The 26,432-nt window shown below is 64.2% G+C and carries 23 protein-coding genes; 13 read left to right on the top strand and 10 right to left on the bottom strand.

What is annotated here, in order from left to right; translation table 11 throughout:
* Nucleotides 1–106 precede the first annotated feature (106 nt).
* Nucleotides 107–598 carry a hypothetical protein gene (locus RI103_RS03800; protein ID WP_310814089.1) on the top strand — a complete coding sequence of 164 codons (492 nt, stop codon included), beginning with the start codon at nt 107–109 and terminating at the stop codon, nt 596–598.
* A 22-nt stretch (nt 599–620) separates the two neighbouring features.
* Here the strand turns inward: RI103_RS03800 and RI103_RS03795 are convergent, their stop codons facing one another.
* Nucleotides 621–1,466 (bottom strand): aldo/keto reductase, encoded by an 846-nt coding sequence (locus tag RI103_RS03795; RefSeq protein WP_310814088.1) that lies wholly within the window; start codon nt 1,464–1,466, stop codon nt 621–623.
* A 189-nt stretch (nt 1,467–1,655) separates the two neighbouring features.
* On the opposite strand from RI103_RS03795, the gene RI103_RS03790 reads away from it, so the two are divergent.
* Nucleotides 1,656–2,402, top strand: coding sequence for a GntR family transcriptional regulator (locus RI103_RS03790; protein ID WP_310814087.1), 747 nt, complete (start codon nt 1,656–1,658; stop codon nt 2,400–2,402).
* Nucleotides 2,403–2,494: 92 nt separating this feature from the next.
* Here the strand turns inward: RI103_RS03790 and RI103_RS03785 are convergent, their stop codons facing one another.
* Complete coding sequence (locus RI103_RS03785; protein WP_310814086.1) at nt 2,495–3,886, bottom strand: CoA transferase; 1,392 nt, start codon at nt 3,884–3,886, stop codon at nt 2,495–2,497.
* 115 nt (nt 3,887–4,001) lie between these two features.
* Between RI103_RS03785 and RI103_RS03780 the strand changes: the two genes are divergently transcribed.
* Complete coding sequence (locus tag RI103_RS03780; RefSeq protein ID WP_310814085.1) at nt 4,002–5,243, top strand: citrate/2-methylcitrate synthase; 1,242 nt, start codon at nt 4,002–4,004, stop codon at nt 5,241–5,243.
* Between the two features lie 36 nt (nt 5,244–5,279).
* On the opposite strand, the gene RI103_RS03775 is transcribed toward RI103_RS03780, so the two are convergent.
* Nucleotides 5,280–5,585 (bottom strand): DUF2917 domain-containing protein, encoded by a 306-nt coding sequence (locus RI103_RS03775; protein ID WP_310814084.1) that lies wholly within the window; start codon nt 5,583–5,585, stop codon nt 5,280–5,282.
* A 189-nt stretch (nt 5,586–5,774) separates the two neighbouring features.
* On the opposite strand from RI103_RS03775, the gene RI103_RS03770 reads away from it, so the two are divergent.
* The 3 genes from RI103_RS03770 (at nt 5,775) to RI103_RS03760 (ending at nt 10,271) form a co-directional block, all read left to right on the top strand.
* Nucleotides 5,775–7,193 (top strand): PLP-dependent aminotransferase family protein, encoded by a 1,419-nt coding sequence (locus RI103_RS03770; protein WP_310814083.1) that lies wholly within the window; start codon nt 5,775–5,777, stop codon nt 7,191–7,193.
* Between the two features lie 93 nt (nt 7,194–7,286).
* On the top strand, nt 7,287–8,744 hold the full coding sequence (mdtD, locus tag RI103_RS03765) for a multidrug transporter subunit MdtD (RefSeq protein WP_310814082.1): 1,458 nt from the start codon (nt 7,287–7,289) through the stop codon (nt 8,742–8,744).
* A gap of 252 nt (nt 8,745–8,996) precedes the next feature.
* Nucleotides 8,997–10,271: an EAL domain-containing protein gene (locus RI103_RS03760; RefSeq protein ID WP_310815165.1), complete on the top strand. Its 1,275-nt coding sequence runs from the start codon at nt 8,997–8,999 to the stop codon at nt 10,269–10,271.
* Here RI103_RS03760 and RI103_RS03755 read toward each other — a convergent pair.
* Nucleotides 10,227–11,213, bottom strand: a complete 987-nt coding sequence (locus RI103_RS03755; RefSeq protein WP_310814080.1) for a sigma-70 family RNA polymerase sigma factor — start codon at nt 11,211–11,213, stop codon at nt 10,227–10,229. The genes RI103_RS03760 and RI103_RS03755 overlap by 45 nt on opposite strands.
* A gap of 305 nt (nt 11,214–11,518) precedes the next feature.
* Here RI103_RS03755 and clpP point away from each other — a divergent pair, with 305 nt between their 5' ends.
* Both clpP and RI103_RS03745 read left to right on the top strand, forming a co-directional pair.
* Entirely contained in the window at nt 11,519–12,166 is a 648-nt protein-coding gene (clpP, locus tag RI103_RS03750) for an ATP-dependent Clp endopeptidase proteolytic subunit ClpP (RefSeq protein WP_310814079.1), read from the top strand.
* 240 nt (nt 12,167–12,406) lie between these two features.
* The gene (locus RI103_RS03745) at nt 12,407–13,843 is read left to right on the top strand and encodes an NYN domain-containing protein (protein ID WP_310814078.1); all 1,437 of its coding nucleotides are present in this window, start codon (nt 12,407–12,409) and stop codon (nt 13,841–13,843) included.
* A 164-nt stretch (nt 13,844–14,007) separates the two neighbouring features.
* Here RI103_RS03745 and RI103_RS03740 read toward each other — a convergent pair whose 3' ends face one another.
* From RI103_RS03740 to xseA, 6 genes are all read right to left on the bottom strand, one after another.
* Nucleotides 14,008–15,885 carry a pyrrolo-quinoline quinone gene (locus RI103_RS03740; protein WP_310814077.1) on the bottom strand — a complete coding sequence of 626 codons (1,878 nt, stop codon included), beginning with the start codon at nt 15,883–15,885 and terminating at the stop codon, nt 14,008–14,010.
* A 259-nt stretch (nt 15,886–16,144) separates the two neighbouring features.
* Nucleotides 16,145–16,702 (bottom strand): YMGG-like glycine zipper-containing protein, encoded by a 558-nt coding sequence (locus tag RI103_RS03735; RefSeq protein WP_310814076.1) that lies wholly within the window; start codon nt 16,700–16,702, stop codon nt 16,145–16,147.
* A gap of 247 nt (nt 16,703–16,949) precedes the next feature.
* Complete coding sequence (locus RI103_RS03730) at nt 16,950–18,452, bottom strand: DHA2 family efflux MFS transporter permease subunit (RefSeq protein ID WP_310814075.1); 1,503 nt, start codon at nt 18,450–18,452, stop codon at nt 16,950–16,952.
* 110 nt (nt 18,453–18,562) lie between these two features.
* Nucleotides 18,563–19,168: an FMN-dependent NADH-azoreductase gene (locus RI103_RS03725; protein WP_310814074.1), complete on the bottom strand. Its 606-nt coding sequence runs from the start codon at nt 19,166–19,168 to the stop codon at nt 18,563–18,565.
* A gap of 402 nt (nt 19,169–19,570) precedes the next feature.
* Entirely contained in the window at nt 19,571–20,149 is a 579-nt protein-coding gene (sodB, locus tag RI103_RS03720; RefSeq protein WP_106283446.1) for a superoxide dismutase [Fe], read from the bottom strand.
* Between the two features lie 219 nt (nt 20,150–20,368).
* Nucleotides 20,369–21,748 carry an exodeoxyribonuclease VII large subunit gene (gene xseA / locus RI103_RS03715; protein ID WP_310814073.1) on the bottom strand — a complete coding sequence of 460 codons (1,380 nt, stop codon included), beginning with the start codon at nt 21,746–21,748 and terminating at the stop codon, nt 20,369–20,371.
* Nucleotides 21,749–22,316: 568 nt separating this feature from the next.
* Here xseA and lpxK point away from each other — a divergent pair.
* The 5 genes from lpxK to RI103_RS03690 all read left to right on the top strand — a co-directional run bounded on the left by lpxK (nt 22,317) and on the right by RI103_RS03690 (nt 26,379).
* Nucleotides 22,317–23,333 (top strand): tetraacyldisaccharide 4'-kinase, encoded by a 1,017-nt coding sequence (gene lpxK / locus RI103_RS03710; RefSeq protein WP_310814072.1) that lies wholly within the window; start codon nt 22,317–22,319, stop codon nt 23,331–23,333.
* Nucleotides 23,314–23,517, top strand: coding sequence for a Trm112 family protein (locus RI103_RS03705; protein ID WP_007180583.1), 204 nt, complete (start codon nt 23,314–23,316; stop codon nt 23,515–23,517). The genes lpxK and RI103_RS03705 overlap by 20 nt, the downstream gene beginning before the upstream one ends.
* A gap of 142 nt (nt 23,518–23,659) precedes the next feature.
* The gene (kdsB, locus tag RI103_RS03700; RefSeq protein ID WP_310814071.1) at nt 23,660–24,460 is read left to right on the top strand and encodes a 3-deoxy-manno-octulosonate cytidylyltransferase; all 801 of its coding nucleotides are present in this window, start codon (nt 23,660–23,662) and stop codon (nt 24,458–24,460) included.
* Nucleotides 24,461–24,673: 213 nt separating this feature from the next.
* Nucleotides 24,674–25,339: an adenylate kinase gene (gene adk / locus RI103_RS03695; RefSeq protein ID WP_310814070.1), complete on the top strand. Its 666-nt coding sequence runs from the start codon at nt 24,674–24,676 to the stop codon at nt 25,337–25,339.
* A gap of 281 nt (nt 25,340–25,620) precedes the next feature.
* Complete coding sequence (locus RI103_RS03690; protein ID WP_310814069.1) at nt 25,621–26,379, top strand: 3-hydroxyacyl-CoA dehydrogenase; 759 nt, start codon at nt 25,621–25,623, stop codon at nt 26,377–26,379.
* The last annotated feature ends 53 nt before the right edge of the window (nt 26,380–26,432 follow it).

Raw genomic sequence — 26,432 nt, 5'->3', positions numbered from 1 at the left:
TTTATCGCCGAAACGTTTTCGGGTGGTTTTTCAGCGTGCGTGACCGGAACCAAACCGAAGCGATTGCCTCATATCAGATTCAACGTTCGATATGGGGCAGCACAACATGCAACCAGACGTCCCCCGCTCCGCGGCACGCGTGGCCACCGGCCTGTTGATGGCAGCCGCGCTCAGCCTCGCATCGCTCGCTCATGCGCAAACGGCAGTACAAAAGCCGGCGCAAACAGCGCCAGCGGCACAGCCGCTCTCCCCGACGCTGTCGCAAGCCGCCCCTCCGGTCGATCCCACCTTCTCCGCCTATTCGCTCGCGCAAACCTGCAAGCGAAAAAACGATAACGTCGCGCAAGGCCAATGCATCGGCGCGATTCGCGGCATCATCCACGGCTATCAGTACGGCGTGCTGTTCCTCAGTCAGCGCACCGCCTTGCCGGCCAATGAGACGCAGCGTGTGTCGCTGTGCCTGCGCAATACGCAGGTGTCGTCGATCGTCGACGATTTCGTCGCGGACGCCGCCCAGGTCAACGACGATTCGCTCAAGCACACTCCCGCGGAAGTCGCGGTGCTCGGTTCCGTGCACATGCACCACAGCTGCAATTGATGAGGCGAGCGCCGCGCCGCGCCTACAGCATTTCAAGCGGACGCTTGCCGCGCGGTGGCTTGAAATAAGCGTCGATCGCGGCCAGTTCATCCGCACCGAGTTGCAGTTGCGATGCGCGATGGTTGTCGCGCACATGCTCGACGCGCGCCGCCTTCGGGATCGCAAACACGCCGGGCTGGAGCAATACCCACGCGAGCGCCACCTGGAACACCGAGACGCCGCGCGCGTCGGCGATATCGTCGAGCGGCGAGCGCTTCGGCAGACGCGCATGATCGACCGGGCTGTAGGCCATGCCCGGCATCTTGCGCGCGGCGAGCCACGGCAGCAGATCGAACTCCGCCCCGCGGCGCGCCACGTTGTAGAGAATCTGATTGGTCACGCACGCATCGCCGCCGGGCGTGGCGACGAGTTCCTCCATGTCCTCGGTATCGAAGTTGCTGACGCCCCAATGACGGATCTTGCCCGCCCGCCGCAACGCCTCGAAGCCCTCGACCGTTTCCGCGAGCGGCACCGAGCCGCGCCAGTGCAGCAGATACAGATCGAGCCGATCCGTTTTCAAACGCTTGAGGCTCTGCTCGCAGGCCGCGATCACGCCGCGCCGGCTGGCGTTGTGCGGATACACCTTGCTGACCAGAAACAGCTTGTCGCGCAGCCCGGCGAGCGCAACGCCGAGCAGCGATTCCGTCGCGCCGTCGCCGTACATTTCCGCCGTATCGATCAAGGTCATGCCGAGTTCGATGCCGCAACGCAGCGCGTCGATTTCAGCGGCACGCCGCGCCGGCACTTCACCCGTCTCCCAGGTGCCCTGCCCCAGTTTTGGAATGCGTTCGCCGTCGGGCAGGCTTACGCTTGCAATGTCGCTCGTCATGCTGACTCCTAGAAGTGGCTCAATGGTCGGCAATGGCGCTGCGCAAGCGAATGCGCGGCGCATGCCACGAAATCATAGCGACGAGTTTAGCGGTTCAATGGTCGTCCGATCGGGCACCAGGCAAAAGCCCGCTATAACACGGCGCGCCGATGTCATAGAATTGCCGCTTGCCCTTCTTGCGTGAGCTCCATGACCTCTGCCTCGGAAGACCGCTGGCGCGATCTGCGTCCGGACCCGGAAAACGACACGCCGCTATATCTGCAACTGGCTCGCAAGCTTGGTGCCGCCATCCACGAGAACCGCTGGAACGCGGGCGAGGCGCTGCCCTCGGAGCGTGTGCTCTCCGACGCGCTCGGTGTGTCGCGGATCACTTCACGCAAGGCGATCGCGTTGCTGGTCGAGCAGGGTTTGATTCGACGCACGCAGGGCGCGGGCAGTTTCATCACGCCGCGCTATGAAGATCCGCTGTCGCGTCTGTCGAGTTTTAGCGAAATGCTGCGGCGACGGGGCTTCACGCCGAGTTCGAAGTGGCTGTCGCGCGAAATTCTGCCGGCCAATCGCGACGAGGTGATCCAGCTCGGCTTGTCGCCGGCGGCGGCGGTGACGCGGTTGCGACGCTTGCGGATGGCCGACGGCATCGTCATGGCGGTCGAGAATTCCACTTTTCCCGCCGCGGTGATTCCCGATCCCCAGGCGATCGGCGATTCGCTGTACACGTACCTGGAGAATCGTGGACTGACCATTGTCCGCGCGTTGCAGCATTTTCGCGCGGTGAACGCGAGCGAGGAGATCGCGCAGCAGATGAGTATCGCGCCGAACGAGGCACTGCTGTTGATCACGCGTGTGGGCTACACCGCCGATCAGCGGGCGATCGAATTGACCGATACGTACTGCCGCAACGATTACTATGACTTCGTGGCGGAGTTGAGGAAGTAGGTGGTTAGCTCTCCGCTCTCTTGCTTTGCGCTGTGCGCGAGGCGATGTGCCGGTTGTGCCCCGGCACAGGTCGCCGCAAGAGCTTGATGCCTTCACTCCCACTTGGCTTCATGCGCGCCTACTCGGGTCGGCGGCAATGCGAAATACGCGGGCGTCTCGTCCAAAGTCTCGGCAGGCTGCACCCCTAGCACACGTCCAAACTCCGACTCGACGGTCGCAAGGCAATCGCCCACATCGTCGAGCGTGACATCGGGCGCTTTCCGGCCATCGGCAATCTGTCCGAACGACTGCAGCCAGCGGCCCGTTTGCGCGAGCGAGACGCGCACATGCCAGCTTCCGCCTTCGGTGGCCCGCCGCGCCAGCGCGGCCATCGCGCCGAAAGCCGCCAGATAACCGGTCGCGTGATCCAGCGCCTGACACGGCAGATGCTTGGGTTCGTTCCACCCCGCCGCCTGCCGTTCAGTAAAAGCAATTCCGCTCGCCGACTGCACCAGACTGTCGAACCCGCGTCGTTGAGCCCAAGGCCCCTCGTGCCCATAAGCCGACACCGACACGTAGACGATCCCCGGCCGCGCGCGCGCCAATTCCTCGGGACCGAAACCGCGCGCGGCCAGCGCCCCAGGGCGATATGCCTGCAGGAATACGTCGGCGTCACCGGCGAGGCCGCGCAAAATCTCGCGTCCCGCCGCATCGCGCAGATCGGCGAGAGCCGAACGCTTGCCGCGCCCGTTGTCGATCACCAGCGGCGCGATATTCGGCAGATGCGGCCCGTTGATCATCAACACGTCCGCGCCGTGCTGCGCGAGCGCCCGTCCGGCCACCGGCCCGGCAATGATGCGCGACAGATCCAGCACCCGCACACCCGCCAGCGGCCGATCCGCGCCGCCCTCGCGTGGCGGCTCGACCGGCGCGCCGCCGATGCGCTCGATCTCGAAGAGCGGCAAGCCCGCAATCGCTTTCGCCTGATCGAGCGCGGCCCACTCGTCGGGCGTGCGAATCAACGCCGCGCATAGGCCCGCGTCAGCGAGCGTCTGGTCGAGCGTCGCGCCGTCCCACCTGCGAATCGCGACAGCCACGGCAGCAGGATCGTTCTCGCAGCCGAGCACCTGCAAGACACCCTGCAAGTGATGCGCGAAGTTCGTGTGCAGTTGAATCCAGCGGCCGTCACGCGTCTCGTAGAAACCCGTCACCGGATCGCGCAAGGCGGGCGGCGGCCCGTCGTCGACACGCAAATAGCGTTCGCTGCGAAACGACGCCAGCGCGCGCCGCATCTCCACCGTCACATGCTGCCTGCGGCCCGTGCGCAAACGCCAGTATTCGGCGGCCGCAAGGCCGGTCGCGGCGATGCTCGCGGAGGCCAGACTGCCGACCCGATAGACCGACGGCAAGCCCGGATCGACGCCGCTCAGCGTGACGGACCTCAGCGCGGTCGGGTCGCATCCAGCGAGCGTCCAGATATGTTTGAGAGCGAGTTCAGGCGTCATGGCGTCCATTGCAAAGCAGGAAGAAGTGAACCGAGTCTAAAATTCCGCCACGCCGCAATCAATCTTGATTATGATAATCAATATATATTGATTTCTTCGGTTTCCACACTTTTTCATGCCGACCTCGAATTCCCTGACCGCTGCTGAGGCCGCCGCCACGCTCGGCATCAGCTTGCCCACGCTCTACGCGTATGTAAGCCGCGGCATGCTGAGTTCGTCGCCGGATACGCAGGGCAAGCATCGTCTCTACGACGCTGGCGAAGTACGGCGCCTCGCGCGTCGCAAGGAAGACGGCAAGCGCGCGGGCAAGGTCGCGCAGAAGGTGTTGGACTGGGGCGTGCCGGTGCTCGAATCGTCGATCACACTGGTCGCCGAGGGGCGACTCCTGTATCGCGGGCACGATGCGATGGAGCTGGCGCAAAGCGCATCGCTCGAGGACATCGCGGCGCTGCTGTGGGAATGCAGCGCAAGGCGGATCGCCGATGCGCCGGCCGTGCCATTCGCCACCGCTCAATGGGCGGCGTGGCTCAAGCTGTGGAGCGACAGCACGCCGCTCGATCGCGCGCTCGTGCTGTTGCCGGCCGCCGCGGCGCAAATGCCGCGGGTGTGGGCGCTCGGCCGCGATGCGCAGCTCGATACGGCCTGCGCCGTCATGCGGCTGCTGGCCGCCGCGATGATCTCGGTGGCGCCCTCGAACGAACCGCTGCACCGGCAACTGGCTTTAGCGTGGCATGTACGTAACCGGCAACAGGCCGGCTTGCTGCGCGCGGCGCTCGTGGCCTGCGCGGATCATGAATTGAATGCCTCGACCTTCACGGTGCGCTGTATCACGTCGACGGGGACACACCTGTTCGGCGCGGTGGCGGGCGGTCTCGCCGCCTTGTCGGGTCCGCGGCATGGCGGCGAGACGGTGCGCATCGCCGCGCTGCTCGAAGAAGCGTCGCGCGCCCCTGATCTCGACCGTTATCTGGCGAACCGCCTCGCGCGCCTCGAACATGGCGCGCATGGGCCGGTGCTCTCGGGCTTCGGTCATCAGCTTTATCCGGACGGCGACCCGCGGGCGCGGCTGCTGTTGGCCATGCTCGCCGACTGCGCGCCGGCGCGTTCGCCGTTGCCTGAAGTGCTGCAACTGGCGCGCACGGTGCGCGACACGACCGGCGCGGAGCCGACTGTGGACTTCGCGCTCGCCGCCATCGAGCGAGTATTGGCGTTGCCGCCCGGCGCCGCCTTCACGCTCTTCGCGGTCGGCCGGGTGGTCGGCTGGATTGCGCACGCCATGGAACAGACGCGCGACGGCCGCTTGATCCGGCCGCGCGCGCGCTACATCGGCGAATATGAGGCTGCGGGGCTGAAGTGAGGTGACGCGGACCCGGTTGACACCCTTGGCGACTCGTCAGACCGTACCCAACCAGCGCGGCAGCCAGTTCAACACTGGCGAGCCCAGCACCGGCTTCGTGACGGCGCGCTCGGAGCCGCTCGCCAGCGCAAAGCGCGCGCCGGTCTGCCCAGCGCTGACCCACGCCACCGCCCGGCGCGGCAACTCGACCGACTCGCCGGTAGCGAGCCAGTAATCCTCGCTGTCGCCTTCGACCGTCAGCCAGATCTCGCCCGAGATCACCTTGAAGATCGACGGACGCGCGACACGCCAGGCCGCCGCGGGCTCGCCATGTTCCAATTCGAAAATCCGGACTTCACGCATCGCTCTCTCCTTCAAAAGAACTTTCTGTTGTACCGATTATTGACGTGCGATGATCGGATACCCATGCACAGTTCCGAACACTTCCATCGGAACTGTTCAGTTAAAAAACCGGACAGTTGCCGGGCGGCGTGTCGTCTGTGGAGAGTCTGCGCACAATCGCCGCGCCGTCTGGTGAAGGAGCAGACCCGCATGAAACTCGAAATCCAGCTCGATCGAGACAACGGCGTGCCGCTGACCGAACAGATCGTCACGGGCGTCACGGCGTGGATCCGGTCGCGCACCGCCCACCCCGGTTCGAAGCTGCCCTCCATTCGCCAGTTCGCCACCAACTACTGCGTGAGCCGCTTTCCCGTGATCGAGGCTTATGACCGGCTGGTGTCACTCGGCTACGTCGATTCGCGCCACGGCTCCGGCTTCTACGTCGCCGACCGCCAGCCGGGGAACACGCAGTGCCAGGGCACCTCCGACCCGCGCCGCGCCGAGGACGAATCGGACCATCTGATGCAGCAGTTCAACCACCCGGGCGAAACACTCAAGCTGGGCAGCGGCTTCATCCCCGAAGCGTGGCGCGACACGGACGGCATCGCGCAGGCCATCCGCCACGTGTCGCGGACCGATCCCGCAAGCATGATCGAATACGCCACCCCGCTCGGCAACCTGAGTTTGCGCGAGCATCTGCAAGGACGCATCGGCCAGCTAGGGATGCAGGCGGACACGTCGCAGATCCTCATTACCAACGGCGCAAGCCAGGCGCTCGATCTGCTGATGCGCTACATGCTCAAGGCAGGCGACACGATCTTTGTCGAAGACCCCGGTTACTACAACCTCTACGGCCTGCTAAAGCTGCACGGCGTGAAACTGATCGGCATTCCACGCACCCGCAACGGTCCCGATCTGGACGTGATGCAGGAGCAGTTGAAGTCGCACCGCCCCAAGCTGCTGTTCATCAATACCGTGTTCCACAATCCGACAGGCACCAACGTCGCGCCGCCAGTGGCCTTCCGGCTGTTACAGCTGGCGCGGGAGCACGGCTTCTCGATCATCGAAGACGACATCTACGCCGATTTTCAGACCGACCTCACCGACCGCCTCGCCACGCTCGATCAGCTCGAACACGTGATCTATGTGGGCGGGCTGTCGAAGACGCTGTCGTCGTCGCTGCGGATAGGCTGTGTGGTCGCGAGCCACGCGATCATCAAGGACCTGGTCGACATCAAGATGTTGACGAGCATCGGCGGCTCGCGTTTTGCCGAAGCGGTCGCCGTGGCGATGCTGGAGCGCGGCGCGTATCGCAAATATCTGGAACGCCTGCGCCGACGTATGCGCGACGCGCTCGGCTCGACCATTCAGACGCTCGAAGACGCCGGCTGGGAAATTTTCGAGAAGCCCGTCGGCGGCAAATTCGTATGGGCTCGCGTGCCGCATGTGGGCAATGCGGAACGGTTGGTGGAGTGCGGCGTGCCGCTGGGAGTCACCGTCGTGCCGGGCAACCACTTCCGGCCGAACATGGAAGAGAGTCCGTGGATCAGGATTCACATCGCATTTGGTAACGACCCGCGTGCGCAGGCGTTCTTTCGCGCTGCGGCCGCGTTGCCGGCGTCGGGGTGAGTTGGAGGGTTGACCATCGCGTCCGCTGCGCGGCGAGGCGCTTTTCCCTAGAATAGCGACTCCCAGCCCGCCCCGCGCGCCTAGCCGCCCTCCATGTCCACGCCGACTCCGCCCGCCGCCACGCCCAGTGCGCCCAGTACGCCGTCGCCCCGCTCGCTCACCGTGATGCTGTGGGTCGTCGCCACCGGCTTTTTCATGCAGACGCTCGACTCGACCATCGTCAACACCGCGCTCCCCGCGATGGCGACGAGCCTCGGCGAGTTGCCGCTGCGCATGCAATCGGTGGTGATCGCCTATTCGCTGACGATGGCCGTGATGATCCCGGTATCCGGCTGGCTGGCCGACAAGCTCGGCACGCGCCGCGTGTTCTTCAGCGCAATCCTCGTGTTCGCAGTCGCCTCGTTGCTGTGCGCGAACGCGCATACCCTGAGTCAGCTCGTGGCCTTCCGCATCATGCAGGGCGTGGGCGGCGCGATGCTGCTGCCGGTCGGACGGCTCGCGGTGCTGCGCACCTTTCCGGCCGAACGCTATTTGCCGGCGCTCTCGTTCGTGGCGATCCCCGGCCTGATCGGTCCGCTGATCGGCCCCACGCTCGGCGGCTGGCTCGTGAAGATCGCCTCGTGGCACTGGATCTTTCTGATCAACGTGCCGGTGGGGATCGTGGGTTGCATCGCCACGTTCATCTTCATGCCGGACAGCCGGAATGAGCACGTCGGCAAGTTCGACATGACAGGCTACCTGCTGCTGACCCTCGGCATGGTGGCGATTTCGTTCGCGCTCGACGGTCGGACCGAGTTCGGCATTCAGCACGCCACGGTGTTGGTGCTGCTGATTTTGAGCCTGGCCTGCTTTGTCGCCTACGGCTTGCACGCCGTGCGCGAGCCCGCGCCGATCTTCTCGCTCGACCTGTTCAAGATCCACACCTTCAGCGTCGGCCTGCTAGGCAATCTGTTCGCGCGGATCGGCAGCGGCGCGATGCCCTACCTGATACCTTTGCTATTGCAGGTGAGTCTCGGCTATAGCGCCTTCGAAGCCGGCATGATGATGCTGCCGGTGGCGGCCGCAGGCATGGCGTCCAAACGTCTCGTGACGAGCCTGATCATCAAGCACAGCTATCGACGCGTGCTGATCGTCAACACCGTGCTGGTCGGCTTGACCATGGCGAGCTTCGCGCTCACCACCACGAACCAGCCGCTGTGGCTGCGCCTCGTGCAACTTGCGTTCTTCGGCGGCGTCAACTCGATCCAGTTCACCGCAATGAACACGTTGACGCTCAAGGACCTGGGCACCGGCGGCGCAAGCAGCGGCAACAGCCTGTTTTCGCTGGTCCAGATGCTGTCGATGAGTCTCGGGGTGACGGTGGCCGGCGCCCTGCTCGCGACCTTTACCGGCCTGCTGCCGCGCGTGACGGCCGCCAACTCGCTGCCAGCATTTCATGCGACGTTCCTGTGTGTCGGCATCATCACGGCAGGCTCGTCGTGGATCTTTGCGCAGCTGTCGCCGGACATCCGCACGCCCGCAAAAAAGACCGATCCCTCTGAACGGACCTGATGCACGCCTACGCAGCCGCGCGCCCCGCCGCCGATCCGCAACGGGGCGCGGGCCGCACCAGCGAAGTGCGAATCGCAGCCTGCGCACCGGTGCTGACGCACAATCGTCTTATCTGAGTGTGACAGCCGGGCATGCGTGCTGTGTTTCCGCACTCGCATAGTTCTTGCTCGCCTATCCTGTAAACTCACATTTTGCGCGTGCGAACTTGTGCCGAGCATGCAGGCGCGCAGCCACCTCCACACGACTGACATGATGAGCATGATCGAACTCGATCCTCCCGGCTTCCAGCCGCCGCGCCCAATGGCCGGCGACGAAGGCTCACGGCGCACCGTTCTGTACGGCGGCTACACTGTTTTCAGCGTGTTCCAGCCAGTTTTCTCCGTGTCGCACCGGCGCGCGATCGGTTATCACGCGTCGCTGCGCGCCCGTGACGAACATGCGCTGCAAGTGCCGTCGCACGAGGTTTTCACGCAGGCCGCCCGACGCGGCGACCTGCTCGAACTCGGGCGGCTCGCCGAGTCGCTGCATCTGGGCAATTTCAACGCGTTCGACAGTCACGACGAATGGCTCTTCCTGAGCCTGCACCCCGCCGCGCTGATGGACACCAGTTACGGCGATGCGCTGCTCGCCGGCCTCAAGGCGCTCGGCCTGCCGCCGCAGCGCGTGGTGCTCGAAGTGTCCGAACAGGCGGGCGGCGAAACCACGCGCTTTACCGAAATCGTCGATTTGCTGCGTAAATCCGGCTTCCTGATCGCGCTCGACGGCTTCGGCGCGAAGCATTCGAACATTGACCGCGTGTGGAATCTGCGGCCAGACATCGTCACGCTCGACCGCTGCATTCTCGCGCAAGCCAGCGAACACTCGCACATTGAACGCGTGCTGCCGGGGCTCGTCTCGCTGCTGCACGAATCCGGCCAACTGGTGCTGATGGGCGGCCTGAGCACCGAACGCGACGCGCTGATCGCGCTCGAATGCAACGTGGATTTCGTACAAGGCGCGTTCTTCGCTGGCCCAAGCGTCGAACCGGTCAAGCCGCAAGCGGCGGCCGGTTTGATGGACTCGCTTTCCGCGGCGCTGCGAGAACGTGTCGCCGCGCGTGAACGCGCACAGTCCGCGCGGCTCGCACCGTACGTCGCAGCGCTCGAGACGGCGGCCGCGCAACTGGTGGCCGGCGAGTCGGTTGCGCAAGCCACGGCCCCGCTTCTGATGCTCGGCGAGACGGCACGCTGTTTCGTGCTCGACGGATCGGGCCGGCAGATCGGCGATAACGTGCTGCCGCCCGGACGCGCCTCGCAACGCGCCAAGCGTTTCCGCCCGCTGCTCCATTCGGAAGGCGCAAGCTGGGAGCGCCGGCCGTACTTTATCCAGGCGATGCGCACGCCCGGCCATGTGCATCTCACCCCGCCCTATCTGTCCATCAACGAAGCGCACCTGTGCGTGACCGCCTCGATCGCCGCGCACACGCCGACTGGCACACAGGTGCTATGCGTGGACATCAACTGGGAAGTCGCAGTCCACCGTAACTGAGTTCATGGCGCTCTGCTGGATCCGTGCGAGCAGTTGCGTGATTGCCGTGCGGCCCAGCATGCGGTTGGTGGCCCGCAGGCGCGCCGCGCTGGTCACCACGCGCATGGCGACGATCTTCGCGGAACCATCCGCCAGGCTGTTCGTGGAGACGTCGAGTACGCCGACGACGTCGCCCTCGAAAAGCAAGGCGATACACAACGTGCCCGCCACCGACACCGTCTCGGCGTTGCTCGCATGCTCGACGAGCGACGTTACCGTGTCCATCCACCCTGCCACCGCCGGTTCAGACGTGCTTACCGGTGCGCACACAGGCGCGTCGCTGACGACTTCCGGCGCATCGCTAAAGAGCCGCAACAAGCCGACTCGATCCTGCGCCTCCAACGCCGTGCGCAAGCGTTCCACGATCCGCGCATGCGCTGCGGGGTCGGCGGGCTCCGCCGGCGCACCCGCGCGTTGCAGGCGCGCCCTGGCCCGATGGACAATCTGCCGGCAGGCTGCCGGCGTTCGCTCGAGAATGGCCGCGATCTCCGAGTAGCCACAATCAAAGGCTTCGTGCAACACGAACGCCGCCCGTTCGTCAGGTTTCAGGCGCTCCAGCAGCAGCATCACGCCATAGGACATCTCCGCCGCGCGCAAGGCCAGTTCTTCCGCCGATGGCGCCACCTCGTCGAGCCACGGCTCCGGCAACCAGCCAGCGGCCTGCGACGCGCGTTCGCGCTGCACACGCCGCAGCCGGTCGATCGCCACGCGCGTGGTGATCGTGGTGAGCCAGGCGGCAGGTACCTGCACCTCCTGCGTGTCCGCGAGGTGCCATTTCAATCCGACGTCCTGCACGACGTCTTCCGCTTCAGCCCGGCTGCCGAGCATCCGGTACGCCAGCGCGAGCAGGCGGGCGCGCACGGCCTCGAAGCTGGATGCCTTGTCGATTCCCTGTTCCGTCATACGTAGACCTCCAGATCGTGCGTGTTGAAAAGCGCGCGGCGCCCTGCCTGCGAAACGATCCGGGCGCGCGCCGACATCCTGATTCTTTTCGTCTTGACGGCTGGGCATCGAACGATGTGACAGCTGCCCGAAAAAATATTTCTGTCACGGCGTCGTGCGTCGGGTCGTCATAGGGACAACAACCGGCGCAATGAATGCGCAGCTTCCGGATCGGCCAAGGGCAGAGCCAAGCCTGAGGCTTCGTGCCATAAAGCCACGCGCTCCGCACAAATCACGGTCACCCAGACCGCATACACGAGGTGAACATGCATTCCAGCTATCCAAACATCAACGGCTTGGGCCTCGTGCCCACCGTGATCGAACAGTCCGGCCGCGGCGAGCGCGCCTACGACATCTATTCGCGTTTGCTGCGCGAGCGCATCGTGTTTCTGGTCGGGCCCGTGAACGAGCAGTCGGCCAGTCTGATTGTCGCGCAGTTGCTGTTTCTGGAATCCGAGAATCCCGACAAGGATATTTCTTTTTACATCAATTCGCCGGGCGGTTCGGTGTACGACGGCCTCGCGATCTACGACACCATGCAGTTCATCAAACCGGAGGTATCCACCTTGTGCACGGGCTTTGCCGCGAGCATGGGGACTTTCCTGCTGACGGCGGGTCAGCGCGGCAAGCGGTATGCGTTGCCGAACGCGCGCATCATGATTCACCAGCCGTCGGGCGGCAGCCAGGGCACGGCGGCAGACGTCGAGATTCAGGCGAAGGAAGTGCTCTATCTGCGAGAGCGCCTGAACGCCATGATGGCCGAACGCACCGGGCGCAGCATCGAGGAAATCGCCCGCGACACCGACCGCGACAACTTCATGTCGGCACAGACCGCCAAGACGTATGGCCTCGTGGATGAGGTGCTGGAAACGCGCGCGGCGCTGAATGTCGCGCCGTATCATCACGAGAGGTAGTACGTTCGCCCGCGTGGTCAATGCATTGTGGCCCGCTGTCGGGCGGTGGCGCTGAGCCGATTCGTCACAGTGCCAGCCACGCAGCAAAAAACCTGGAAAACGCCCGAAAAACCGCGCGCTGTCACAGCTTCGCGCGGCCCGTATCGGTGCGCCCGGAACACAAAAGCTGATCACCTCCGCTGGAATCGCTATCATGGTCGCGATTCGTCGAATTCGACGATCGCTTCAATGGAGATAACCATGGCGTCATCCAACGAAACCGTCAGCATGGCGCTATTCTGCGACTTCGAAAACGTCGCGCTCGGCGTGCGCGACGCGAAGTACGACAAGTTCGATATCAAGCTGGTGCTCGAACGTCTGCTGCTCAAGGGCAGCATCGTCGTGAAGAAAGCGTATTGCGACTGGGACCGCTACAAGAGTTTCAAAGGCGCGATGCACGAGGCCAATTTCGAATTGATCGAGATTCCGCACGTGCGCCAATCGGGCAAGAATTCCGCCGACATCCGGCTCGTGGTCGACGCGCTCGACCTCTGCTACACGAAGTCGCACGTCAATACGTTCGTGATCATCAGTGGCGACTCGGATTTTTCGCCGCTAGTGTCGAAGCTGCGCGAGAACGCCAAGCAGGTCATTGGCGTCGGCGTGCAGCAATCCACGTCCGATCTGCTGATCGCGAACTGCGACGAGTTCTTTTTCTACGACGACCTCGTGCGTGAGAGTCAGCGCACCGTCGCCAAGCGCGAGTCGTCGCGCCCGCAACAGTCCGCCCAGCCGGCGGCCAAACGCGCGCCCGACGAGGAGAAGACGCGCAACAAGGAAGACCTCGAAAAACGACGCACCAAGGCGGTCGAGATCGCGGTGCAAACGTTCGACGCGCTCGCGTCCGAACGCGGCGATAGCGGCAAGATCTGGGCGTCGGTGTTGAAGAACGCGATCAAGCGTCGCAAGCCGGATTTCAACGAGACGTACTACGGTTTTCGCGCCTTCGGCAATCTGCTCGAAGAAGCTCATGCTCGCGGGCTGCTCGAATTTGGTCGCGATGAAAAGTCAGGCGCGTATGTGTATCGAAGCACGGCCGCGAATATAGCGGGCGACAACACGGGCGAGCCTGTCGAAGTTGTGGAGTCGGCTGAACAATTGTATGAGGCGCAGGTTGCCGAAACGGTGATTGCCGAGTCGGGCGGCAAACACGAGTCGCGCCGTCGGGGGCGAGGCAATCGTAAAGCAGGCCGCGGCCAGCAGGAGATCGTTCACGAGGAGCGTACTGGCATTGAGCACGGCGGCAGCGCTCAGGCTCAAACGGAAGACGTGCACGCGCACGCGCCGGAAAATACCGGGTTCATTTTTGAGGCGCCCGAAGCGCCTTGGGCGGAGCCGGAAACCGTGACGGCCGAAGAACCAGCTGGCTCGCAGAGCCCGGCAGACGAGCGGGATGCGAGCGGCAAGCAACCCAAGCGTCGCAATGAACGCGCGCCGCGCAAGACGGCTGCGAAGAGGGCAAAGAAAGCCGCGCCGCGAAGCATCGACGACATACCGGAGATCGCCGCACCTGCTGAACCGCCGGCCGCCTCTGCCACAGTGGAAGAAACGCCCGCGCCGGCAAAAAAGGCCGCACGCAAAACTGCGCCGCGCAGTCGTCGTCCGCGTAAGACGGCCGCGAAGAGCGACGTGGAGTAAGCGTCATACCTGGCGGATATGTAGCGGCGTGATGTGAGGTTAGCCGCGATACGAGGTCTGCTGCAAACACAAAGCCCCTGCTCAAAACAAGCAGGGGCTTTTTCATATCGCGACCCGGGTCATCGCTTGCCAACCAACCACGCGAGCACACCCGACGCACCCAATCACCGCAACCCGAACACCGCCACGCCATTGGTGGCGCCGACGTATACCTTGCCGCGCGCGATCATCGGCGTGATGAATTTATTGCCCGCGCCCCATTGATCACGCGCGCCGGCCTGGTTGCTGTTGTACAACTCGACGGCGAGATTACCCGCGTTGTACGCGTGCAAAGCGCCGGTCGTGCCGTTTTCCGCCGCCCATACAATACCGTTGCTTGCGCCGTTCGCCGACACGGCCGGCGTCGCCCCCGGATACGGAAAGGTGGTCGGGCTCCGCGACGCAGCCGTTGTCGCGAGGAACGCCCCCGAAACCGGCAACGCCTTCAGGTTGTCGTTCAGCCCACCGTAATAGACCACGCCGTTGTAGTAAGCCGGCGATCCCCAGATGCCGCCCGCCAGCGTACCGATCAACTCCTGCCAGATGTTGTTGGCCGTTGGGCTGAATTTACCCATCGAGTCGCGATCGACGACATAGATATGGTTGTCCTTGCCGGCCGCCACCGCCAGATGCTTGACGACACCGCCTGCCGTGGTCTGATCCGGCAACACCATGGCGCCGCCCGAGCCAAAATCGTTGTCGGTGGCCGCTTGCGTGACCACATCTGACATCGCGAAATAGTCGGTGACCTGCAGGTTGCCCAAGGAGAGCTTCATCATCGAATCACCGAAGTCGCCGTCGACGGGGAAGCCCTGCGCATTCAGCGTGGTGCCGAACGTGCCGTTGCCGTCCACGACATAGAGCGACGTGCCGTCCGACGCCATACCCGAGCCGGCCATCCAGATCGAGCCCTGACTGCCGTTCGGCGTGATGTTGAGCACGCTCGTCTGTTTCAGCGTGTCAGCGCTATAGGCCATCAACCAGCCGGTGTACGAGCCCCCCATGCAGTGCGCGGTCCAGCCCATGTAGATGTTGCCGCCGACCAGCGTGAGTGCCGCGCGCTCCGTATGCAGCGTCGGGTTGAAGTTGATCACGCCATTGACGCTGCCCGCGCCGTTGCCCGGATAAGTCGCCGCGATTTCCGTCGGACCGCCGAGTACTTCGGCGCCGGTCGTCAAATCGAGCGCATGCAGCCGGTGATGGTAGCCGCCAGTACTGTCTTTCGTCATCGCGACGGCATACAGCACGCCGTTTGTGCCGCGGTTGCGGTCGATGACCGGCGTCGACGTAATGCCGATCTCAGGAGTGATGTCCGGGCATCCGTGATCGTCGCTGGGCGTTTCGCCACTGCCGATCAACGAGACTTTCCACAGTTGCGCGAAAGATGTGGCGTCGTAGGCGTACACGCTATCGTGTTCGGTGACCACATACACCACGTCGTGCGCCGTGCCGCCGATTGACAGACTGGTGACGAAAAGCGGTTGCCCGTCGACCTTGCCGTCCGCGGCAAGAAACGCAAGCTTGCCGAAGCCTGCCGAATTGACGTTCGCTGGCGTGAGCGTGGTCTCGGCAAGCATCTGACCGGTGCGGCCGAGATCGTTGTGATGCATGAGGACGTCGGTGGCGTAGGCCGTCACCGCTACCGGCGTGTTGCCCGTGCCGGTCGTTCCGGTTCCGGTTTCGGTTCCAGTTCCGGCGCCAGTGCCAGTGGTCGAGCCAGCGCCGGTGGTCGAGCCGGTCCCAGTGCTGCCAGTGCCCGCACCGGCACTACCGGTCCCCGAGCCACTGGTTCCCGTGCTGCCCGAACCCGAACCCGAATCCGAGCCGCTCGGCGTACCACTACCGCTTCCGCCCGACGACCCCGACGCCACGCCGGACGTGCCGCCCGAACCGCCGCCGCACGACACGAAACAGGCGGCGACGGCGATCAGCGTCGCCACCGTGGCCCGACGGGTCCACGCGCCGAGTCCGGGTGTCTCAACGCCAGCTTGCGAGATTCGCATTTTCGCCTCGTCTCTTGAACGATGCGACGGTCAGCTCCGCACAACGAACGGCGCGCCGAAAAATCGCGTCGCGTGCCGTAAGAGAGGAGTCCGCCACGCGCGTCTCCCGCTCGCTGAATACATTCATCGCCCTTACTGCTGCTTAACCGTACGCTGTTTGCAAAGGCGTTTATCGCCATCGTGTCGCCTCTCTCCGCCATACGAGGCAATACGTGAAGACGATGCGATTCAGTGGATGCGGACGCTCAACGGAATTCGATTAGTAGTACGGATAGGGGGCATACATTACCGGCGGTGGCCCGTAATAACGGGGCGGCGGCGCAACATATACCGGCTGCGGTGCGTAAACCGGCATCTGCGGCTGCGAAATCGTGTTGCCCTTGGATGTCATGCACTGCGCGTACGCCGCGTCGTACTGCGCCTGGAGGCTACCCGCCGAATACTGTGCGCCGTTCGCGCCGGCCGCGCCGCCGACCAGCAGGCCGCTTCCTGCACCAATCGCCGCACCCGCGCCGGCATTGCCCGCGGCTGCGCCAAGGAGTGCACCGACGGCGGCGCCGCCCAGCGTGCCGAGAGCGGTGCTATTGACGCTATTCGTGGTCGCGGCCTGCGAGGCGCCGGTCGCGTTGGTCGAGCGATAGGCGTAGTCGCGGCAGTTGTAGTCGTCCTGCTGGAACTGATTGAGCGGCTCGCCGCTGCGCGGCAACGCGACGATGGACGGACCGCTCGGCGGCACCACCGCGCAGCCGCCGAGGAGCGCCAGTGCGACCGCTGCCACAGGCAGCGCGACGCGTATCGATTTAGGACTTGAGATCATGGTGGCGCACGTTTCTTCATAGGGGAAACATACGTTAGGCCAATTTGCGCGCGCTTTGTTTACGAGATAGTTACCGTATTTTTTTCGTCTGCATCTGGACGCGCCGTCGCCCGGCTGAAGGCGAACTGGAAGCACGGGTGCCGTTACCAACTGTGACAAAGATTTTATGCGCCGCGTCGTGTGAGAAGCAATCCTCTGCATCGCCGGCAGGATGCCCTTCACGCAACTACCGACGGCCCGTGTTCGGTCAGTAGTGTTCTGTCGCTGCCGCGTTGCCGGTTGTGGGTGCGGTGCTCGCCGTCGTTACGCCGTAACCGTCAGCAACCGGTCGCGCGCCGGCGCCACCTGGCTGCCCAGGACGCAACAACAACCCTCCCAGCACACCCGCCGCCGCCGCGAAGATCGCACCGAACAGAAACGCCACGTGATAGCCGCTATTGAGCGCCGCCGCGGCGCTTTCGGAAGCCTGCATTGCGTCGCTGCGCGCGGCAGCGAGACTGGCGAGCACCGCGAGGCCGAGTGCGCCTCCCATCATGAGCGACGTATTGACGATACCGGACGCGAGGCCTGAATCGTTCGGATCGACGTCGCTCATGGCAGCCAGCAGCACGGAATTGAATGCGATGCCGGCGCCGAATCCGAGCAGGATCATGCCGGGCAGCACGTCGAACAGGAAGTTGCCGTTCACCGGTGCCCGTGCAAACAGCGCGAGGCCACACGCCGCGACGAGCAGCCCGACGGCAAGCGGAAGGCGCAGCCCGAACCGCATCACCACGCGCGCCGACAGGCCCAGCGAAAAGAACGCCATGATCAGACTGGCAGGCAGGAACGCGAGCCCGACCTGCAAGGGTCGGTAGCCGAGCACGCGCTGCAGATACAAGGCTGAGATGAAGAACCACCCGAACATCGCCGCCGTCCAAAGCACGCCGACCACATTGGCCGTCGCGACATTGCGCAAGTGGAACAGACCGAGCGGCATCAACGGATGCTGCACGCGCGCTTCGATAACGAGAAACACGGCCAGCAGCGCCAGCGCGGCGAACAGCAGGCCCAGCGTCTGCGCCGAGGTCCAGCCCGCTTCATTGCCGTTCACGACTGCGTACACGGCGAGCATCAGCGAAGCCGTTACCGTCACGGCGCCGGCCACGTCGAGCCGTTCGCCATGAGCATGACCGCGGGCCGACGGCAAGAGCGCGACGCACATCGCATAAACGGCGATGCCAATGGGCAAGTTGACGAGAAAGATCCAGTGCCAGCTCAGCAGGTTGGTCAGCAGACCGCCGAGCAATACGCCGATGCTGCCGCCCCCTGCGCAGACAAAGCCGTACACGCCCATTGCTTTGGCCCGTTCGCCGGTCTCGGTGAACAGATTCATGATCAGCGACAGCGAAACAGCGGAGACGACCGCGCCGCCCAAACCCTGCACCGCACGCGCGCAAATCAGCAGGATTTGCGAGTTGGCCATGCCGCAGGCGAGCGACGCCAGCGTGAACAGCGCAATGCCACCGAGGAACAGCTTGCGGTGGCCATATAGATCGCCCAGCCGTCCGCCAAGCAGCAGACAGCCGCCGTAGGTCAGCATGTACGCGTTGACCACCCACACCAGCGAAGTTTCGCTAAAGCCGAGGTCCGCGGCGATGGACGGCAGCGCAACGTTCACGATCGTCGTATCGAGCACGATCATGAGCACGCCAAGGCACAGAACGATCAGCGCTAGCCAGCGTTTGTTGCCGTGGATCGAATGAGTCATGCAAGTGCTCCTTTGCCTTGGTCAAACGGGTGCAGGCAGATACCGGACGTGCCGCCGCCCGGCACGAAGTCGCAGACGCGATCGGCAATCTGCTGATGACAATGCCTTCGTCACGCGGCGAGTGCCGCGGTCTCTTTCTTCGCCGAGGCAATGGCCCCACTGCGCGCCTCCGGACCCATCGCCACACCTTCCGCGCGAATGAAGGCGATATCCGTGATGCCCAGAAAACCGAAGGCCGCCTTCAGATAGGTTTCCTGATGATCGAAGAAGGCTGCGGGCGAGCCCTCGCGATAAACGCCGCCGCGCGACGAGGCGATGATCAGCTTCTTGCCGCCGCATAGTCCAACCGGGCCGTGCTCCCCGTAGCTGAACGTCTTCCCGGCGACAGAGAGGCGGTCGATCCAGGCCTTCAGTTGAGAGGGCACGCCAAGGTTGTACATCGGCGCGCCGATGACCACGATGTCGGCGGCCAGAAACTCGTCGAGCGCAACCTGGCCGGCGGCAACGTCGGACTTTAATGCCTCGTCGACCGGAGCGCCTTGCGCGGCCGCGAGGTGTGCTGCCGTCAGATGGCCGATCGGTGTGACGGCAAGGTCGAGACGAGTGACCGCGAGGTCGGGATGGCGCGCCTGGAAGGTCGCGACTACGTCCGCTGACAGATCACGACTGACGGAGCCTTGCCCGAGGATGCTGGAATCTACGTGTAGCAGTTTCATGAGAACGATCTCCGAAGTGGCAGACGATGCGTTTGCCGGAAAACGCACAATAGGCTTCGACTTACGATCTTGATAGCCTATATTTTCAGATGAAACCCATCGTTCTCATGGATATATGCCGGGCGGAGTAAAGCCGTGATCGGGCACACGGTTGCTTCGGCGTGCGTGCGCCGCGCGGAACAGGAAGCCTTTGCTGCTCAGCGCCAGAGCTAGACGTCTGGCTTGAATCAGCTATGTCCGCGAAAAAGAGTCGCTTTGAAAAGAAAAGCCAGGCGCAAAAAAAAGCCCTCTTATAGAGGGCTTTCATATTGGCTACGGCCTTCAAAGTTTATTGCGTGGCACCCTGCCCGCTTTCCAGACTTCTTTGCCGTTTCCAAACTGTATTGTCACCGACCAGCAGTCTCACGCGAAGTTCTTCGACGCGAATGCCCAGTTGACGATGTTCCAGTACGCTTCGACGAACTTCGGACGTGCATTGCGGTAGTCGATGTAGTAAGCGTGTTCCCACACGTCGATCGTCAGCAGTGCTTTCGCGTCGGTGGTCAGCGGCGTAGCGGCATTGCTCGTGGACACGAGGTCGAGCGAACCGTCGGCCTTCTTCACCAGCCATGCCCAGCCCGAACCGAACGTGCCGACCGCGGTCTTGGCGAACTCTTCCTTGAACTTGTCGAACGAGCCCCACTTGGCGTTGATCGCGTCAGCGAGCGCACCGGTCGGCGCACCGCCACCTTGCGGCGACAGGCTGTTCCAGAAGAACGTGTGATTCCACACTTGAGCTGCGTTGTTGAACACGCCGCCCGATGCCTTCTTGACGATCTCTTCGAGCGACAGGTTCTCGAACTCGGTACCCTTGATCAGATTGTTCAGGTTGGTCACATAGGTCTGGTGATGCTTGCCGTAGTGATACTCGAGCGTCTCTTCCGACATGTGCGGAACGAGTGCGTTTTTCGCGAACGGCAGCGGCGGGAGCGTATGTTCCATGGTGCTTTCCTTCTGTCTGTATCTGTTGTGGGGGAGTCTGCGGATAACGCTTTAGAGCACTCGATTGTAGGCGAGTTGGAATAACCCCGCAAACCAACGGACTTTATGTCCGGCATCGGCGAACATGCCGCACGTGTAGCGTAAATAGTGCTTCCTCGCTGCGTGTGCCCGGTCCTCGCAACAGTCAAAAGTACGGGCACTCATACCGTCGGCGAAGTGTCAGAAACCGTCGGTCAGGCGCGGCTGCACATCGGCCAGTGCGATGTCCGCGGCGCCTTCCGCGAGATGCACTGTGAGACGCCGTCCCGGCTTCAACGACGACGGCGCGCGCACCGCACGCCCGCTCTGCGCATCGAGCACCGCGGCATAACCACGCTCGAGCGTACGCTGCGGACTCAGCACTTCGAGGCGCGCGGCGAGCGTGTCGATGCGCGCAGTCTGACGTTCATGCTGCCGTAACAAAGCGGCGTCCAGACGTTGCGAAAGATTGCCGAGTTTCGCCTGATGCCCGGCGAGGTCCGGACGCCAACGCTGCCAGCGCATCTGCAGCAGCGAAAACCGCGCTCGCGCGTCACGCACTGGACGCGCGCCCGCCGACGCGAGCCGCACGCTCAGTTGCTGCAGATGCGTGCGTTGCCGCGCGAGGCGCTCGGCCGGCGACACCAGTCGGCGCGCGAGCCAGTCGAGCTGTTGGGCGCGCCGCTCCATCATGCGACCGAAGCCGCGCGCGAGCGTTGCGTGACGGTGATCCAACTCGCGCAACAGCAGCACGCGCTGCGGACTGACGAGTTCGGCGGCGCCGGTGGGCGTCGGCGCGCGCACGTCCGCGGCGAAGTCGGCGATCGTGAAATCGGTTTCGTGGCCCACGCCGCTGACCACCGGAATCGCGCTTTCCGCAATCGCGCGCGCCAGCACTTCTTCGTTGAACGCCCACAAGTCTTCGATCGAGCCGCCGCCGCGGCACACGATCAGCACATCGACTTCGCGCCGCGCGTTGGCGGCGTCGACCATCGCGGCGAGCTTGCCACTCACGCCCACGCCCTGCACCGGCGCCGGATAAACGATCACCGGAATGTGCGGTGCGCGCCGCGACAGTGTGGTCAGGACGTCGCGCAAGGCGGCGGCCTGCAACGACGTCACAATGCCAATTGTCCGGGGATGCGACGGCAACGCGCGTTTTCGTTCAGCGGCAAAGAGACCTTCGGCTTCGAGTTGCGCTTTCAGCCTGAGGAACGCTTCGTAGAGACGTCCCTGCCCGGTGCGCCGCACCGCTTCCACATTCAGTTGCAGTTCGCCGCGCGGCTCGTACATCGTCACCAGCGCGCGCACTTCGATGCGGTCGCCTTCGCGCGGCGTGAATTCGGCGTATTGCGCCCGCCCGCGGAACATTACGCAACGCATTTGCGCCTGCGCGTCCTTGATGGAGAAATACCAGTGGCCGCTCGCGGCACGCGTGAAATTCGACACTTCGCCGGCGACCCAGACGAGCGGAAACGAACGTTCGAGCATCGTACCGATCGCGCGATTGAGCGCCGAAACGGGAACGACGACCTCACCGCCGGGCGTCGCCGACGAGGAAAAAGGGCTTTCGGGATTCATGCGAGGAATATGTGTGGCTGGCCGGACAGACGATAGACCGACCGGCCATCCGCGTCCAGCGCGGCGCTCAAATTGTCAAAAGTGTCCACATGGCGGGACCTGCCAGACGGATCTCGCCAGACTGCCCGCGCGGCCGCATGAATTCTAGGCATGTCGTTGATTTATATGGTGTTTACACCTCGTTATAGAGAATGATGACCGATACTGGGCGCGCGGAACGGCCTTCTCCGCCGATCGGACGGCAGGTTCTCCACAAAGTTATCCACAGGCTGGGCGCAACGCCGGAAGCGCCGTTTCGTCGCGCGGCGCCCGGTGCGCAACTTGCGGGGCGGGACACCCGCGCGCTAGAGTGGCGGGTTCGACGGCATGCCGAACGCACCCGCCGCGCCCGGCATTGCGGCACACTGCACAAGTGCGCCGGTTGCCGTCCTGCTTCATTTTTTGCCTCACCTTCCATCGTCCGGAGAACCGCGTTGATGCTTGCCCCGCGTATTGCGCACAGCTCCTTCACGCCGCCGTCCCGGCGCCTTCCCGCGAGCGGCGCGCCGCTCGTCCGCGCGATCTGCCCATGAGCGAAGTCAGCAACCGTCTCGAAGCACGCCTTGCGCGCGAATGGCAGCAGCGCGGTCCGCTCGCCTGGGCGCTGACGCCGCTTGCCTGCGTGTTCGGCGCGATCGCCGCCGCGCGCCGCGCCGCCTTTTCGTTCGGCTGGTTGAAATCGGTGCGCATCGGCGTGCCCGTGGTGGTGGTCGGCAATGTGACCGTCGGCGGCACCGGCAAGACGCCGACCGTGATCGCGCTGGTCGAGGCGTTACGCGCCGCGGGCTTCAAACCCGGCGTGGTGTCGCGCGGCTACGGTGCGCGCGTGAAGATGCCGACGCGGGTCACGCCCGCTTCGGCGGCGAGCGTCGGCGGCGACGAACCGCTGCTGATCGCCCGACGCACCGGCGCGCCAGTCTGGGTCTGTCCGGATCGCGTGGCGGCCGCACGGGCGCTGTGCGCCGCGCACCGCGAAGTCGACGTGATCGTGAGCGACGACGGCTTGCAGCATTACCGGCTCGAACGCGACGCCGAACTCGTCGTGTTCGACCACCGGCTCGGCGGCAACGGTTTTCTGCTGCCGGCCGGCCCGCTCCGTGAGCCGCTGTCGCGCCGCCGCGACGCAACGCTCATCAACGACCCTTACGCGCGCACGCTGCCCGCATGGCCGAACACCTTCGCATTGCAACTCGCGCCCGCCGACGCGTGGCATCTCGACAATCCCGCGTTGCGTCGGCCGCTCGCGCAATTCAGCGGAGACCGCGTGCTGGCCGCGGCCGGCATCGGCGCGCCGGAGCGCTTCTTCGCTACACTGCGCGCCGCCGGCCTCACGCCCGCCACCCGCGCGCTGCCGGATCACTACGCGTTCGAGCGCAATCCGTTTATCGACGTGGACGCCGACGCCATCCTGATAACGGAAAAGGATGCGGTAAAATTAGGGTCCTGGCACGACGCGCGCATCTGGGTTGTCCCGGTCGAAGCCGCGCTCGATCATCGCCTCATTGCATTAGTTGTGGAGAAAGTCCGTGGACGCTCGCCTGCTTGAAATTCTCGTCTGCCCGATCTGCAAGGGCCCGCTCAGCTACGACCGCGCCGCGCAGGAGCTGATCTGCAACGCGGACAAGCTGGCCTATCCGATTCGCGACGGCATTCCCGTCATGCTGGTCGACGAAGCGCGGCAGACCGTAGAAGGCACGCCGGTGGATCTGAATCCGGGCTCTGTGGCCTGAGTCTGGCCGCCCTCGCACGCGGCGGCCGTGTTTGCGGCGTGCCGCGATCTGCTTTTATTGTTTTGCCTGTCCGCGGCCGCGCTGCATGCGCGGTCGCTTTCTTCCGGCTTCATCGCCGCCCGTCTTTGTGCCCGCCCTGCCGATGACCCACGCCAACATCACCACTCCTCCGTTCATCGCCGTCGTGCCGGCCCGACTCGCCTCGACGCGTCTGCCGAACAAGCCGCTCGCCGACATCGGCGGCAAGCCGATGGTGGTGCGGGTCGCCGAACGCGCGCGCGAATCGGGCGCGCAACAGGTGCTGGTCGCCTCGGACGCGCAAGCGGTGCTCGACGCCGCCCGCGACCACGGCTTCGAAGCGGTGTTGACGCGCGCGGACCATCCGTCCGGCACGGACCGTCTCGCGGAAGTCGCGGCGCAGTTCGGCTGGAGCGACGACACGATCGTGGTCAACGTGCAGGGCGACGAACCGCTGATCGATCCGGCGCTCGTGTGCGGCGTTGCGTCGCACCTCGCGGCAAGCCACGGCTGCGCGATCGCCACCGCCGCGCACCCGATCACCGATCCCGCCGAAATTTTCAACCCGAACGTCGTCAAGGTCGTGCTCGACGCGCGCGGCGTCGCGCTGTACTTTTCGCGCGCGCCGATTCCATGGGCTCGCGACGCCTATCAGCCACACTGGCCCGACGTCGCATCGATGCCCGCGCCGCCCGCACCCGCGGTGGTTCATCGGCATATCGGCCTGTACGCGTATCGCGCGCAATTTCTGCGCACTTACCCGAGCCTCGCGATCTCGCCGATCGAACAGATCGAAGCTCTCGAACAACTGCGCGCGATGTGGCACGGCGAGCGCATCGCGGTGCTCGTCACGCACGACGTGCCGCTGCCGGGCGTCGACACGCCCGCCGATCTCGCGCGCGTGCAGGCTTTATTCGGGTCTTGAGCTGAAAAACCCATGGCATAATCGGACGGTTGTGCGCGCCTCCCGCCACAAGCGAGAGTCAGGGTTTGCCCGGTCGGGCCGTTGCTGTCTTGCAGCGCCGTCGTCTTCGACGTGCAGCGCGAGAACTGGAACGGCAGCCGATGCGGGCCCCCTCGACGCATCGTGGGACGTCCGCAGCGCACCAAAGAATTCACATAGATCTGGAGATATCACATGCGTTTGATCCTTTTGGGTGCGCCCGGCGCGGGCAAGGGCACTCAGGCAAACTTCATCAAGGAAAAGTTCGGTATTCCGCAAATTTCCACCGGCGACATGCTGCGTGCGGCCGTCAAGGCAGGTACGCCGCTCGGCCTCGAAGCCAAGCGCTTCATGGATGCCGGCGAACTGGTTACGGACGAGTTGATCATCAACCTGGTGAAAGAGCGTCTGCAGCAGCCGGACTGCGCGAACGGCTATCTGTTCGACGGTTTTCCGCGCACCATTCCGCAAGCTGAAGCCATGAAGCAGGCCGGCGTTCCGATCGATTACGTGCTGGAAATCGACGTGCCGTTCGACGAGATCATCGTGCGCATGAGCGGGCGCCGCTCGCACGCCGCATCGGGCCGTACGTATCACGTCAAGTTCAATCCGCCGAAGGTCGAAGGCGTGGACGACGTGACCGGCGAACCGCTGATCCAGCGCGAAGACGACAAGGAAGAAACCGTCAAGAAGCGTCTGGAAGTGTACGAGGCGCAAACCAAGCCGCTGATCGAGTACTACAACAGCTGGGCGCAGAACGGCGATTCGTCGACTTCGTTGAAAGCACCGCAGTATCGCCGCATTTCGGGCCTCGGCAGCGTCGACGAAATTCGTGACCGCGCGTTCGAGGCGTTGAAATAAGCTCGTTTGCGTTGATGTTCGCCTCAGGAAAAACCCGCCTTTGCCGGCGGGTTTTTTTATGCAGCGCACGGCTTGAGCGCCGAGCGGCTCTCCTTTCTCCTGTCTGTCCGCGTTCAATATTAATTAGCCATCCGTAACGGTTTGCTCTGCCTAAGCCCTCCCAAGGCGTAAGAATCACGCTCCTGCCCGCTTCGCTTTCCGCATTGCAGCATAGCCGTTACAATCGGTCATCGAAAAGATATTCGATCTAGACATTACTGAACCGTAGCAAAGGAGAAGACATGGAAATTCGTGACAACGTTTTTCTGATCACCGGCGGTGCATCGGGTCTGGGCGCCGCCACGGCGCGCCTGTTCGTCGAAAACGGCGGCAAGGTCGTGCTCGCCGACCTGAACGTGGATGCGGGCGAGGCGCTTGCCAAGGAGCTCGGCGGCGTCTTCGTCAAATGCGATGTGAGCCGCGAAGACGACGCGACGCAAGCCGTCGAAGCCGCCACGAAGCTCGGCACGCTGCGCGGCCTCGTCAATTGCGCGGGCGTCGCGCCGGCCGTCAAAACGGTGGGCAAGGACGGCCCGCATCCGCTCGACTCGTTCGCGCGCGCCATCTCGATCAATCTGATCGGCACCTTCAACATGATCCGGCTCGCCGCCGCGGCCATGTCGAAGAACGAGCCGAATGCGAATGGCGAGCGCGGCGTGATCGTCAACACGGCGTCGGTGGCCGCGTACGACGGCCAGATCGGCCAGGCGGCTTATGCGGCGTCCAAGGCCGGCGTGGTCGGCATGACGCTGCCCATCGCACGCGACCTGTCGCGCAACGCGATCCGCGTGATGACGATTGCACCGGGCATTTTCGAAACGCCCATGCTGCTCGGCATGCCGCAGGAAGTGCAAGATGCTCTCGGCGCGATGGTGCCGTTCCCGCCGCGTCTCGGCAAACCGGCCGAGTACGCGATGCTGGCCAAGCAGATCTTCGACAATCCGATGCTCAACGGCGAAGTGATTCGTCTGGACGGCGCGATTCGGATGCAGCCGAAGTAAGCCTGCGTGCAACGTGCGGTTTTCGTACAGCCCGCGTCAATAAAAAACGCCTG

Origin of the sequence: Paraburkholderia sp. FT54 (assembly GCF_031585635.1) — a bacterium.
Lineage (GTDB): Bacteria > Pseudomonadota > Gammaproteobacteria > Burkholderiales > Burkholderiaceae > Paraburkholderia.
This window is presented reverse-complemented; position numbering and strand designations above follow the sequence as displayed.